The 13,157-nt window shown below is 49.5% G+C and carries 8 protein-coding genes; 3 read left to right on the forward strand and 5 right to left on the reverse strand.

The window, feature by feature from the left end; genetic code table 11:
- Nucleotides 1-245: 245 nt before the first annotated feature.
- On the forward strand, nucleotides 246-1,334 hold the full coding sequence (locus CUS_RS03040; protein WP_100084521.1) for a metallophosphoesterase: 1,089 nt from the start codon (nucleotides 246-248) through the stop codon (nucleotides 1,332-1,334).
- Nucleotides 1,335-1,370: 36 nt separating this feature from the next.
- Here the strand turns inward: CUS_RS03040 and CUS_RS03045 are convergent, their stop codons facing one another.
- The 3 genes from CUS_RS03045 to CUS_RS03055 all read right to left on the reverse strand — a co-directional run bounded on the left by CUS_RS03045 (nucleotide 1,371) and on the right by CUS_RS03055 (nucleotide 3,724).
- Entirely contained in the window at nucleotides 1,371-2,135 is a 765-nt protein-coding gene (locus tag CUS_RS03045) for a zinc ribbon domain-containing protein (RefSeq protein WP_004167404.1), read from the reverse strand.
- Between the two features lie 110 nt (nucleotides 2,136-2,245).
- A complete protein-coding gene (locus CUS_RS03050) occupies nucleotides 2,246-2,845 on the reverse strand; it encodes a helix-turn-helix domain-containing protein (protein WP_004167422.1) in 600 nt (199 codons plus the stop codon).
- 279 nt (nucleotides 2,846-3,124) lie between these two features.
- Nucleotides 3,125-3,724, reverse strand: coding sequence for an alpha/beta hydrolase (locus tag CUS_RS03055; RefSeq protein WP_004167453.1), 600 nt, complete (start codon nucleotides 3,722-3,724; stop codon nucleotides 3,125-3,127).
- A 383-nt stretch (nucleotides 3,725-4,107) separates the two neighbouring features.
- Here CUS_RS03055 and CUS_RS03060 point away from each other — a divergent pair, with 383 nt between their 5' ends.
- Nucleotides 4,108-4,935 carry an aminoglycoside 6-adenylyltransferase gene (locus CUS_RS03060; protein WP_004167443.1) on the forward strand — a complete coding sequence of 276 codons (828 nt, stop codon included), beginning with the start codon at nucleotides 4,108-4,110 and terminating at the stop codon, nucleotides 4,933-4,935.
- A 63-nt stretch (nucleotides 4,936-4,998) separates the two neighbouring features.
- Here CUS_RS03060 and CUS_RS03065 read toward each other — a convergent pair whose 3' ends face one another.
- A complete protein-coding gene (locus CUS_RS03065) occupies nucleotides 4,999-6,621 on the reverse strand; it encodes an RNA polymerase sigma factor (protein WP_004167434.1) in 1,623 nt (540 codons plus the stop codon).
- A gap of 359 nt (nucleotides 6,622-6,980) precedes the next feature.
- A complete protein-coding gene (locus CUS_RS03070) occupies nucleotides 6,981-10,868 on the reverse strand; it encodes a S8 family serine peptidase (RefSeq protein WP_004167401.1) in 3,888 nt (1,295 codons plus the stop codon).
- 394 nt (nucleotides 10,869-11,262) lie between these two features.
- Here CUS_RS03070 and CUS_RS03075 point away from each other — a divergent pair, with 394 nt between their 5' ends.
- A complete protein-coding gene (locus tag CUS_RS03075; RefSeq protein ID WP_004167424.1) occupies nucleotides 11,263-12,930 on the forward strand; it encodes a polysaccharide biosynthesis C-terminal domain-containing protein in 1,668 nt (555 codons plus the stop codon).
- The last annotated feature ends 227 nt before the right edge of the window (nucleotides 12,931-13,157 follow it).

Here is a 13,157-nt window from a genome sequence, read left to right on the forward strand (position 1 = left end):
GCGCACTATTCATTATTTTTATTGGACATTTGCGGCGCTTTGTGTTATTATAGTAAACGAAATAAATTTCAGGACATTCAGCGCGCACAGCCACACGCATTCGACGCAGTCAATGCTGAGCAGAGCGTCAGTGAGCGCTGAATGCAGAAATAAATATATATAATTGATGCGTGAAAGATGACCGTCTGCTTGGTTATAGTGGCGGAAGTATCGGAGCTGATAAAATGAAAAAGGGGGAGCAGTATATGTGGCTGATAATTCTGGCGGCAGTCATCGCGGCGGCGGTGGCGGGCATGGTGTACATGGTCTTCTCGGTGGAGAGATTTGGCGGCATACAGTCTTTGGCGGGGGATAAGAAATGGCTGAGACATCTGCTGGCGTTTCTGGCGATAGCGGTATGCTTCGGTGTGGTCACGGTGACTATGTCAGCGACAAACGCGGTGGTGGTGTTTTTGCATGAAGTCTTGTTCTTCCTGTTTTTCGGCGGGGTGATGAAGATAGTCACACGCATAAGCGGCAAGGAATACGCTGTTTACTGGCAGGGCTGGCTGGCACTGGTCACATCGGTGATATATCTGGCGGTGGGCTGGTATCTGCTTCACAACGTATGGCGAACCGACTACAGCCTTAAGACTGAAAAGCCTGTTTCGCTGAAAGTCGCCATGTTTGCAGACAGCCATCTCGGCACGACCTTTGACGGCGAGGGCTTTGCCGAACAGATGAAGAATATCGAGGCACAGCACCCCGATATCGTTCTTCTGCCGGGTGATTTTGTAGATGACTCCACCAAAAAGGCAGATATGCTTCGCGCCTGCGAAGCTATGGGCAAGATGAACGTCAAATACGGCGTGTGGTACTCCTACGGCAACCACGATGAGGGCTACTTCAACAGCCGCGATTTCACAGCCGCCGAACTTGAACAGGCACTTCGCGACAACGGCATACACATTCTCGCAGATGAATACGAACTGGTGGACGACAGCTTCTATGTGGCAGGCAGAAAGGACTACTCGCTGGGCGAGCGCAAGGATATGGGCGAGTTGCTGGAGGGCATCGACACAAGCAAGTACATAATAGTCCTTGACCACGAACCAAACGACTACGACAACGAAGCGGCATCTACGGCTGACTTGGTGGTATCGGGTCACACACACGGCGGTCAGCTGATACCCATAACCTACGTGGGCGAATGGTTCGGCATAAACGACCGCACCTACGGCTACGAAAAGCGAAACGGCACAGATTTCATCGTGACATCGGGCATTTCCGACTGGGAGATACAGTTCAAGACAGGCACGAAGTCTGAGTATGTCATGATAGATGTGGGCAAATGAACATAATAAAGGCAGGGCATACACCCTGCCTTTTTCTTATCTCTTTTTGTATATTACCAGTTCGGGGGCTTCAAGGTCTTTGCCGTAGGTGCATACCAGTATGAACTCCATGTTCGCCGCCACGCCGAAATATCTGTCGCCGCCAAATTCGCATTCAAGCTGTGTGCCGAGATATGTAGCGCTGTCATCAAGAAATTTTACCGTTCCGCCGTTTGGCAGGGGATATTCGAGGTTTATATAACTGCCGAGCAGCGCTGTCAGCTTATCGACTTTCGGCATGCCCTCGATGCCCAGTTCATTTATCTCTTCTGCCAGCTTTTGCTTGAATTTCTCGAACTCGCCGTTATCGGAGAGTTCTTCGTATCTCTTCCAGTAGTCCAGCTTCGGCAGGGCGCTTTTCAGATATGTCCTTACCTCTTCTTCGGAATGTTCGGCGCTGACCATGTTTTTTACGCATACCTCGATGAGGTCTTCCATGTTGCTGTACATGAACCTGCCGTCAGCATAGCACCATTTGCAGTAGTCGTCATTGGCAGAACCGTCAGTTTCGCGGCTGACCATGCTGTCATCCAGCGGCATTCCGCAGCACTGGCAGATAAGCTGGCGCGGTGAACCTAAAATTGTGTTTATCGAAACATCAAACAGCGCTGACAACAGTTTGAGTGTGTCGGTGCTTGGCACAGTTTCGCCTTTCTCCCACCTTGAAACAGCCTGCCTTGTGACATATACCTTGTTTGCAAGGTCTTCCTGCGAAAGTCCTGCTTTTGTACGAAGTTCGCGTATCATTTCTTGGGTCTGCATCTGTCATCTCTCCTTTTCGTTATAAACGCCGCGCGGTATCACGCGCATGTCTTTCATACCAAAAGTATAGCATACAGCGGGCAGACCGTCAAGCAACCTGCTGTTGCCTGTCATCTGCGGGCGGGGCGGATATCCTGATAAAGCAGACCGCATTCGGTGCAGTACCACACCAGTCTGCCGCTTCGGTACATCGGAATGTGGATATCTATGCCCCATTCGGGGTACTGCCTGAACATCATCATGGTGCTGTCATTTAAATATGATACGAAAGATATATGGTGTTCCTTTGTCATCTCGTGGTCGGAAGTTATGTACCATTCGCCGCCCGCGTCAGTGACTTTCAGCTGTTCGCCCTCGCCTGCCTTTTTCGGTGTCATGGGCGACAGCCTGCTGCCGCAGCAGGTGACAGATGCTTCTGCCGATGCAGTTATGATATTGCCGCACTGCTTGCAGATGTAAGATCTCAGTTTTTTCATATCGCCGTTCTCCTTATCATTTTTGTCAGCCCTGCCGTTCAGCAGGACTTGTATATCTGTGTCAAATATCTCTGCCAGCGCCGAGAGCAGAGAGATATCGGGACAGCCGCCCCCGCACTCCCACTTTGACACCGCCTTGTCGCTGACATTTATCATATCAGCCAGCTGTTTCTGTGTCAGACCTTTTCCGACGCGCAGTTTTCGTATAAGTGCGCCTGTTTTTACCTGATCCATATTATCACCTCTCTGTGAACCATACTAAACGCATTGCCGCAGCAGATCTGTTCTTCTGCGTTTATAGCAATACGCCTTAAAATTCAGACAAAATCCATAGATCCGAGCTTTTGCGACCGGATCTTGTGAATTTAAACAGTTGGATCGCTATAGTATATTATAACCGAGATGCGACTGCAAGTCAATCTACTCTCGGTAGATATATAGTAAACGGTATAAATATCATGGCATCAAGCGCTCACAAAAAAAGACCTGTCCGTTGAAGACAGGTCTTTCCGATCACAGCATTGCTTTTATCGAATTTTTGAGAAAATCCATCTGTTCATCGGTGTGGAACCAGTGTTCGCCGCCTGTCATCACTGTCAGTGAAGCGCCCAGCTTTTCTGCAAGATCTTTCATCACAGGCAGGGGCGTGAGGATATCCTCATCACCGCATATGATATCGATAGGAAAAGCCCGAACGATGGGGTGTTCGCGTACATAGCAGAGGTATCTCCATGACAGCACTTCGCCGTTTTGCAGAGGTATCTCGCCTTTCCGACACAGTTCTTCCTCGCTGACATTCGCCGCCGCCATCATGCCGAGTATCAGCCTTTCCATATCAGCAACAGGGGATATGAAAAACGCCCTGTCTATATGTTTGTTTTTCAGCGCGTGCATGGCAAAGAATGCCCCGATGCTGTTGGCGATAAGTATGACTTCACTGCTGTCGCCGCAAAGACTCTCAAACAGCGCGGGAAATTCTTCTTCCGCTGACATCGGGTCGCCGCTTGTGTACTCCATGCCGACCACATCGTACCCCGCGAATATATCCCTGTAGAACTCCGCTTCATCGGCACTGCCGCCCATGCCGTGAATGTATATTGCTTTTTTTGACATTTTATCACCTCACTATAAACATTGTACATTAATAAGCCATTGTTTGTCAAGTTGTTGACATATCTTTTCTGCCGCGTTATAATATACCTATAGCAATCCAACTTTTTAAATTATGACTATCCCTTTAGCACACCAACTAAAAATGCGGTAAACAAAAGGATAATTGAGCGTTGTATATTTTCCCCCCGCCTGCGGCGGGGGGAAAATATACGCCAAGAACCTTAAGTTCTGTATAGCCGCTTTTTTGTGGTGTGTCAGCGGGATAACCACATTTTAAATTCACAAAATCCGGTCGCAAAAGCTGGGATCTATGGGTTTTGTGACCGGATTTTGTCTGAATTTTAAGGCGGATCGCTATATATCAAAAAAGGAGTGACCCCAAAATGCCCGACCGCTATGCCGATATAAAGAACAAACTCTGTGAACTTGCCGAAAAAGATGAAGATATCCGCGCTGTGATAGCTATAGGTTCTTACACGCGCAAAGACAGCCCCGCCGATCAGTTTTCAGACCTTGACCTTATCATTGTGACAACTGTTCCCGAAAGCTGGTATTCGGGAGAATATCCCGCTAAGCTGGGGGAAGTCGGCATATCTTTCATTGAACCCACACTGGGCGGAGGTGCAGAGCGCAGGTGCATCTACGGGGCTGACCGCGATGTGGATATGATCATTTTTACTCCCGAACAGTTTGGCAAAGCCCTTACTGACGGTGTAGCCGAATGGGTCATGGATCGCGGGTATGAACTTCTGTGCGACAAGGAAGACTACACCATATGGATACCTCGCTATGTTTCAACGAAAGTCAGCCGCGAGGTAATGTCGGCTGATGAGTTTGTGAACCTGGTCAATGATTTCTACTTCCACAACATATGGGCATACAAAAAACTGAAACGCGGCGAGATGTGGTCGGCAGTGATGTGCATAAACGGTTATCTCAAAGAGCGTCTGCTGAAGATCATCGAGCAGTACCACATGTGCATATATAACTGCGATGTCTGGCATGACGGCAGGTTTCTTGACCGCTGGGCTGACCCATACGTGGTCGAAGATCTGGAAGAATGCTTTGCCCGCTATTATTACCCCGACTGTGTGAGTGCATTGGAAGCCACCCACCTCCTCTTCGCAAGGCTAGCCCGCGAACTTGCCGAAAAGCTGGGCTATCCCTACCCGAAAGGCGCTGAAAAATGCGCGGCAGGATATATATTTTAAACAGACAGCGAAAGCGGCAGACTGCGAAAGTCTGCCGCTTTTTATACCGTCCGTATGACCGAACTATTTTACAAGAAACAGCACCGAGAACACGCTATTTTTCTGTATATCTGTCAGCGGTGCCAGCTGACCCTGTTCAAGCAGTTTTTCGATGATGCGTGGAAGCATCATCATAGCGCCAAGAACGTTAGTGTACCACTCATTAAGCAGAGGGTGCATGTGCTTAGGGTGATTTTTCAGGTTGTATTCCCTGAATATGCGGTCAGTTTCGGTACAAAGTTCCCTTATCTCTTCGGGGACGGTCAGCTTGTCATCAAGATAGTTGCACACTATGTTCTCCATGTCGCAGGCATCTGCCCTTACTATCACAGGCTGAACTCTGTCCTCGTAAATATAGCCTTTATCTGTAAGACGCTTGTATTCTTCGGGCGAAAGACTGTCCTTGCCGATGTTTACGAACTTTGTCAGGCTGTCCCAGTCGGTGTCAAGATTATCGCGCCATCTGCCTTTTCTGTCAGCATAGCGGCAGTCCACCGAAAGGCTGACACAGTCGGTCTTGGGGTCGCCGTTCAAGTTGTCGCGTGTCATGTCGCCGCAGCTCCAGTTTTTATCTTCGGCAGGCTTGAAACTGCGGTCGGTCAGCGAAGCATAAGACACGAAACAGCCGCCGTCGGGTCTTTCCACTGCATATTTGTAAACATTGCCGCTGTTTATCCTCAGCTTTGTTATGGCGAGCATTACAAGGCTGTATTTCAGAAAATTCACATCGTTGCCGTCACAGGTCATGCCCCAGTGGTCGGGTGAAGCATCGAAGTCTGCAAATATCTTGCGTATGTATTTATCTGCCAGCAATGCCGCCGCATCGTCAAGCAGTTTGTCGCGTTCTTCGTCGCCCGCTGATGACTGCCGCAGGTCTTCAAGGATCATGTTGGTGCGGTACTTCGGGTCATTTGAGTTATCCAGCTTATCGATGAAACCGAAATTCACCAGTGACAAAAGCTGGTCGCCCACATAGACCGTTGGTACGCCCACTGCGCGGGATATCTCTTCAAGTGTTTTTGGCTCGTTGTAGCAAGCCCAGGCTATGTTCATTTTCAGTGCCGAATCGAAAATATCTGCTGTGTCGCCCTTACTGCCCGTATAGCCGCTGTGCCCCATATCGGTAAAATATATCGGGTTAATGTCTAAATTTTTCTCAATGTTCATTTTAATGCCCTCTTTCAGTTTTACTCTGGCATCAGACAAATGCCATTTTACAGTACCCGCTGATATTCCCAGACGCTTTGCGATATCGGCAACGGTGAGTTTGTCATAATAGTGCATATAAATGACAGTTCTCTGCCGCTGTGAAAGATAGCCTATCTCACGCCTTAAAAGCTGCTGCATCGCAAGTTCTTCCTCACTGTTGTCTTCGGGGACGGCTATCTCCATATTTGAAATATCTTCAAACTGCCTGCCCGTTTCCAGCTTATGCACGAATCTTGCCCAGACATTTCGGGCTATCCTGTATACATAGCCATCAAGGTTGACGATATTCTCGTGTTTCAGAAAAGACCTGTACACCTCAAAAAGTATATCAGATGCAAGTTCCTGCGCCATGTCTATGTTCCTGACTTTTTCAAGTGCAAAGCCGAATATCCTGTCGCGGTACTCGAATATTTTGTTGTCTGCTGTTTTCTTATCCATAATGAAAGCCCTCCGGAAGCGTTTTCATATATATAGTGGCTGAAAAAGGTAAAAGGTTGGGCAGGTGTGTAAAATTTTTTTACATGGTTATCCCGCTGACACACCACAAAAACATTGGTCCTACGGGATCTATAGCAATCCAACTTTTTAAATTCACAAAATCCAGTCGCAAAAGCTGGGATTTATGGGTTTTGTGACTGGATTTTGTCTGAATTTTAAGGCGGATTGCTATAAGGTGGTCAGCGTGATGAGCACTAAATTTTTTCTGATATATTATACCATATATATTACCCCAAAACAATGCCCCGAAGCGTTTTTTACGCTTCGGGGCAAGTAATATATGAATTGGGGGAATTTTATCAGAAGTTCTTTACACCCTTGACCTTAGCCGCCAGCATCGATATGTCGGTGACATTCAGCGAACCGTTCCCGTTCACATCAGCGACTTTCTGTTCGTAACTGCCGATCTTCTTTACGGCCTTTATGTGTGCCGCCGCCTTTGATACATCGGTGACATTTATCACGCCGTCGCCGTTTACATCGCCTTTTTTGCAGAGGTACAGGTCTGTTGTCAGTTCATCATCAGGCTTGAAAGTTATCGTGCGCGGGATATAGCCCTCAGATGTCAGTTCTATCCTGAACTCCTTTTCTGCATAGCCTAAGTGGAATGTGTGGTGCTGAGCTGTTACAGCGGCGCTGTAATTCAGTTCATCGTCCACGCAGACTTCCATATCCATGCGGTAGGCATCTTCTACCTTTACGCGCATGTTGTTGCTTGTGCTCTTGTTGCCGCCGCTGACCGCATAATAGCGTATCAGCGCATTGTTGCACCAAGCATCTGCCTTTGTCTTGCTGTCGATGGGCTTCCATTCGCCCTCAGGCAGCAGCATCTCCCAGCCCTGTTCGGTTATCTTGCCTGCGCATTCGATCTCAGGGATATCGGCAGGCATCAGCTTGTCGCCTGTCTTCACAGTGATATTGTCGGCTACAGAATGCACGAAAGGTGCATCGGGGGAATATTTAGCCATGTTGAAAGCGCGGTCGGCAACGGTTATCGTGTAGTCGGTGAGGTCGGTGACATCGTACTCGAATACCATCTCTCCGTTCTCGTCACAAGATGCGGCAGCAACATCGAAGAAGTCTTTGCATATATCACTGCCGTTGTTTGCGTTTGCTTCTATATAGTCATCGAGGTAAGCGGGTGTTGACTTTGTGAATTTATCGTCTTTTTGAGTTTCAAGGATCGTATAGGAGGGCAAAGGATTGAATATGTACATAGCATCGGTCAGCAATCTCGCGGTGGGCTTTTTGTCATCTAAAGCGCCGGGTACGCCGCCCTTGCCGTTGCCTATTATGTATATACCGTCAAGCCTTTCATCGCTTGCCTTAAAGCTGAGTATCTTCCTGCCGTTTTTCTCGGTCAGCTTCACATCGCTTATCTTTGGGTCTGTGCTGTCAACACAAAAGCCGAATTCGTAAGACTGTTTTCTTTCGCCTGCGTTTTCGGTACACAGCTTTGTTTCGTATTTTGCCGTGTACTCGCCGTCATCTATCGGGACTTCTACAATATAGCCGATATCATTATTTGAGGCGTTTGCGATGATCGAGTCTGGGGTATGTACCACCACATTGCCGTCCTTGTCGATGACATCTATATAGCTGACTTGTGCATCGCGCAGTACGCCGTAGCGGTAATTCATATCATCAGCCATACCGTCCCAGTTGGGAGAATAGCAGTACTCATAGCGGGCAGCATCACGGCAGGCATCTGTACATGCTGAAAGGACTTCATCGGTGTTCTCGGAGTAGTCTTCATTCAACATCAGCTGTGCCCTGATAAGTTCTGCCAGCGATATACATGACGGTACAGGAGTGCCTAATATATCCGAGAACATGTAACTGTGTTTGCCGTTTGAGGGGTCGGCATTAAGTTCACAGCTGACCATCGGCAAACTGTACCAGTCGCCGCGAAAACCTACTATAGGTATGGAGATATCACAGCACTGCACCGAACCCGAAAGGCTGACATAGCCGTCAACGAACCAGCCGTTTTTGAAGACTTCGTCCTTAGCGGCGGCATACTCTTCGTCAATATCTACGGTTATGGTGAACTTTCTTTCTTCGCCCGCCTCTATCGCCAGCATATCATCGGGCATATCGGCGGTGGTGATGACCTTTTCGGGTGCGTAGCCGATGTGTATGCCATCTTCTTCGTCTATCTTATCGGTGGTGAATTCGGCGGAAGCATTTGTGAAGAACACGGTATCATCAGATATGTTCTTCATCGTCACATCAAAGCTGAAGCTGTTGCCGTCTATCTCGCCCTGACTTATGCAAGCCTTGCCGTCACTGCCTGTCAGTATGACTTTTGTGTCTTCAAGATTTGCCATGTTCACCATGCCTGCGCCCTGTTTTCTGGGGGACTGGTAAACATCTTCTATCTTAAGGGGAGTGGCGCTGTTCATCATGACATTTTTCATCATCTGTATCTTTTCAGCACCGCTGAGAGATATGCCGTTCTTGTCCAGCCAGCATGAAGTAAGTGCCGCACAGCCTGCCACATATGGTGACGACATAGAAGTGCCCTGCATATACTCATAAGCGTCGTTTGCGCGGTTCGATGCTGATGTAAGCGCGCCGTAGCCTGCTATTTCGGGCTTTATCTCAAAATTTTCGGGTATGCCCGATGATGTGAACTCGCACAGACCTGTTTCTGTACCGAGATATTCTATCGGAACATCAAAGTTTATATGCTTTTTCTCGGCATTTTTCAGGGTATCGGTATATTCGCGGTCAACAATGAGATAGTGTATTATGTGAGAAGTAAGGTTGAATTTTAAGGCTTCTTCGACCGTGCCCGGAAAGATGATGCCCGCTGCACCCGCCGCAGACGCATAATAGCACGCGCGTTCGGGTTCTGTACAGCCTTCAAAGTCTAGGATTATCAGTTTGCCTTTGAGTTCGTCAGTGTAGTTGCGGTAGTCAAAATCCTTTGCCATGCCGCAGTATTCGTAATCATATTCGCCTGTCAGACTGTCATCTGAATATGATAATCTCGTATAAGGCAGCTTTGTGCCGTCGGGCAGTTCCATCTTGGTCACGGCATCAAGATAGGCATAGCCTGCCGCAACGCTGAATGCGCTGTCCATCAGCGCAGGTGAGCCGATGGTGCAGGTATCGGGGTTTTCGGGCATGTGTTTTGCTGTACCCGAATTGCCCGCAGATGCCACTATCATAACGCCAGCATCAACTGCGGTATCAAATACCTCGTTATATATATCGTATTCTTTCGGTGACTGTGTAGCTGAACCGAAACTCATGTTTATAACATCTGCGCCCAGCTTAACCGCATCTTCAACGCCCGCGATGACAGCTGATTCGTATATACTGGGCTTTTCACCGTTGCGTGCCGATTTGAAGAATATCAGCTGTGCATCGGGTGCGGCGCCGTGCAGCGTCTTGCCGTCATGCTCGACCCTGTTGCCTGCCGCAATGCCCGAAACGTGCGTACCGTGATACAGCATGTAGCTGTTGGTCTGTACCGAGTACATTTTTTCCTCATCGGCATAGTTGACCGCAAAAGGCACTTTGCTGTTTCTGAATGCCTTTTCAGGGTCTATGTCGTGGCTAAGACCTTTTGTGTTGATGACATTTACCACATCTTCGTAGCTGAGTTTGGTTTCGATGTCATCAGCCAGCGGCGCAAACATCTCGTGGTCGAGGTTGAGTTCGGTGTCTATGACCGCGATGACCTTGCCCTCGCCCGTCAGCTCTGTATCTTCGAGAAATGTGTCAAGACCGCCCTCAGGGTTTGCAACATCAAGCTGAGGCACCAGCGTCATGCCCGATTCCACCACATCTTCAACGTTGTACATGCGTCCGATGTCATCGGTAAGGCTTTCGGGCACAGTACACGAAAAGCCGTTGAACACCGAGTCGTAGGCAAATTCCATCTCTGCATCGGGGTAAAGCATCTGCACCGCCGCAAAGACATTCATGCGCTCGTTTTCAAGCTGTATCCTGCGGTTTTCTGCCGCCTGAGTATCGAGGTAATCGGTGCCCATGCTGCCGCAGTTACCGAGTATGGGGTCGCCTTTCAGCTTAACGATGACATTCACCTTTTTTTCGGTCGAATAGTCCGTCCTGTTCGGCAGTTCATCTGCCACAGCAGGCATCAGTGTGCCTGCCAGCACTGCCAGCGCAGAAGTAAGCCCCGCCAGCCGCCTGATAGTTTCCTTGTTTTTCATAGAAAATGATCCTCTCCTTTGTTATTTGTGGGAATACACGTTCATCTGCAAAATGAACTTCCATCTATAATACGTTTCAGAACGCCAAATACTTGCAGACAAAAAAAATTTTTTTCGGTTATCCCGCTGACACACCACAAAAACAGCGGCTATACAGAACTTAAGGTTCTTGGCGTATATTTTTGTTTACCGCATTTTTAGTTGGTGTGCTAAAGGGATAGTCAAAAATTTTTTTGCGGTGTGCATTCCCGACACATCGAATTATAAACCATTATGTATCGTTTGTCAAGAAAACTGTGCGGCAGTATACAATGAACGCTCACATATCATGCCGCACGCATAAGCGTTTTGGTCTTTGCATATAAATGAACAGCATATAAAGGGGGCGTAAGAGATGAAAAAACAAGGCTTTCTCAGGGGGAGTGCCATACTGGTGAGCATGGTGGTCATAACAAAAGCGCTGGGGCTTGTGTACAAAGTGCCGCTGGCAAACCTGCTGGGCGGTACGGGAATGGGCTATTTCTCGGCGGCGTTCTCGGTTTTCACACCGATATTCGCGCTGGCGGTGTCGGGCATACCCTCAGCTATGGCAAGGCTTGCCGCCGAAAATTCCGCGCTGGGCAGGTATTCCAATCTGCGCCGTCAGCGGCGGGTGGCGATGGCTGTCTATTCGCTGACAGGCATTGCCGCAGCAGGGTGTGTGATGCTGCTGGCGGGGTGCGGGGCAGTGGGCAGGGAAGTCCGCGCGGCGCTGGTCTGCCTTGCGCCATCGGTGATCTTTTGCAGTATCATGAATACCGAGCGCGGCTACCACGAGGGTCTTGGCAACATGTTCCCCACCGCCTTTTCGGAGATAGCCGAAACGCTCTTTAAGCTGATACTGGGACTGGGGCTGGCATTATTTGTTAAAAAGACGGCGGCTGACAGTTTTGCCGCTGACGGAACGGTGTTCGGCATAAAGTGCGGAACTCTTGCCGATGCAGACAGTGCCGCACTGCCTTTCATCGCGGCGGGGGCGGTGCTCGGTTCGACACTGGCATCAGCCATCGCCTGCGGGGGACTGCTTATCGTCATGCGCATACGCGGGGACGGTGTCACCGCAAAAATGCTCGCGGAAGACCCTGTGTGCGACAGCCGCCGCCGTCATGCAAGGGCACTGCTGAGCCTTTCGGGTTCGATAGCTTTAGCCGCAGTGGTCACCACCCTGACGGGCATGCTGGATATGCTCACCATCTCACCATGCCTGAGCCTCGCCATAGCACGCACCCCCGAAAAATTCGCTGCCTTTTCGGGCATATCACCCGATGAACTGCCGAATTTCCTCTACGGTTCGTATGAGGGGCTTGCGGTCATGCTTTACGGGCTTGTGCCCACCCTCACCGCCATGCTGGGCAAGAGCGCTTTGCCGCCCCTTACCGAGAGCCTTGCGCGCGGCGACAGCCTTTCAGCTTCCCGCGACCTGCGCAGGCTGCTCACCATATCTGCCGCCGCCGCCATACCCTGCGGGCTTGGCATGACCGCGCTTTCGGGGGATATACTACGCTTTCTGTTCGCAGGCAGAAAGCCCGAATGCCTTGCCGCTGAGGTGCCGCTTGCGATACTGGGCGTTTCTGTGATATTCTTCGGCATAGCACTGCCCTGTTTCACTGTGGTGCAGGCGATGGGCAAGCCCTCAAAGGTGACAGTGATGATGCTGGTCAGCGGCGTGATAAAGCTGGTGCTGAATTTGGCGCTGATACCATTTCTGGGACTGAGCGGTGCCGCCATCGCGGAACTTGTCAGCTGTGTTTATGTCTGTGCCGCCGCTGTACACGAAACGCTGGCGCTGTCACAATGCCGCATCAGCCTGCGCCGCACCTACATAAAGCCTGTCTACGCGGGGGTGATGTGTGCCGTCACTGCAAGGCTGAGCCGCGATGTGCTTGCACGATTTCCCGTCCCCGACCGCTTATGCACTGCGGCGGCGGTGGTGCTGGGCGGGGGAATGTATCTGCTTTCGCTCTTCCTGCTTGAGGAGGGGGCAGTCAATATTTTTGGCTTTACCGCCGATACGCCGCAATAGTCAGAACAAAGCCTTTCACTAACACCCTTTTTGACCCAAAAAGTTGTACGTTTTTGTACAACTTTTAATGAAATAAGTCCAAATTAAATGAAAAAACAGTTGTTTGAATAAACTGCGCGTGGATATTATGTGAAAAATGACGATGATATTTTAGCCTGATAAAAGGCAAAAGTGCCGCTTCGTGAGGTCGTCTGCGGGGGGAAAATGATGCCGAAAACGTCAAAGTG

The organism is Hominimerdicola alba 8 (assembly GCF_000178155.2).
In the GTDB taxonomy this organism is placed as follows: domain Bacteria; phylum Bacillota; class Clostridia; order Oscillospirales; family Ruminococcaceae; genus Hominimerdicola; species Hominimerdicola alba_C.